Here is a 238-nt window from a genome sequence, read left to right on the forward strand (position 1 = left end):
GAAGGAATTGATCCATCTTTTTGTGTACGGCAAGGCTTCATGCCTCAATGGCCTCTTCCGCCCGATGAATATCGAGGGTGGAATTCTGCGGGCAGAAAGGCTGTATCAGCTCATCCGGCGGTTCGCCGGCCATCCGGTTGCGCTTGAGTCTGTTTTCGAGCACCTGATTCGAGGTAGTCATAATTTGCATCGCTGCCGGCGTTTGATTAACTTTTTTCTGGTCTATCTCGCTCAGTTT

1 pseudogene is annotated in these 238 nt (G+C 50.8%); it reads right to left on the reverse strand.

Annotation, left to right across the window (positions count from 1 at the left end):
• Nucleotides 1-37: 37 nt before the first annotated feature.
• Nucleotides 38-238, reverse strand: a pseudogene (locus tag QCD69_RS22615) (patatin-like phospholipase RssA); the annotation flags it as partial.

This window comes from Erwinia sp. PsM31, from assembly GCF_030433775.1.
Lineage (GTDB): Bacteria > Pseudomonadota > Gammaproteobacteria > Enterobacterales > Enterobacteriaceae > Erwinia > Erwinia aeris.